Annotated in this window: 1 protein-coding gene; it reads left to right on the top strand. The window is 69.2% G+C overall.

Features of this window, described 5'->3' with window-relative positions; translation table 11 throughout:
* Positions 1–106 precede the first annotated feature (106 nt).
* Positions 107–517, top strand: a 411-nt coding sequence (locus TN53_RS42115) for an RNA-guided endonuclease InsQ/TnpB family protein (RefSeq protein ID WP_046264190.1), incomplete at its 3' end; no start/stop codon positions are given.

Here is a 517-nt window from a genome sequence, read left to right as displayed (position 1 = left end):
CTGCGGAGCAGGGCAGGGGAAGCGGGTTCGCCGCCAGGGCGGACCGGCGTGCGCCGTGCACCTGCCGACACCCGCCGCTCACACAGAGACTGTTGCGGTGTGAGGCGTGGCGCAGCAGGTCAAGCGGGCGTTCAAGTACCGCTCTTATCCCACCGGCGAGCAGGCAGCCGAGCTGTCGCGCACGTTCGGCTGCGTCCGCCTCGTCTACAACAAGGCGCTGGAGGAACGCACCCGGGCCTGGTACGGCGAGCAGCGCCGCATCTCCTACGTGCAATCCTCCGCCGCGCTGACGCAGTGGAAGAAGACCGGGGAACTGGCCTTCCTGACGCAGGTGCCCTCGGTCCCGCTCCAGCAGGCGCTGCGCCATCTGCAGGCGGCGTTCGGGAACTTCTTCGCCCAGCGCGCGAAGTACCCGCACCACAAGTCCCGCAAGAAGTCCCGCGCGTCGGCCGAGTACACCCGCAGCGCCTTCACGTGGCGCGACGGACAGCTGACCTTGGCCAAGACGACCAAGCCC

Source organism: Streptomyces sp. WM6386, from assembly GCF_000972385.1.
Lineage (GTDB): Bacteria > Actinomycetota > Actinomycetes > Streptomycetales > Streptomycetaceae > Streptomyces.
This window is presented reverse-complemented; position numbering and strand designations above follow the sequence as displayed.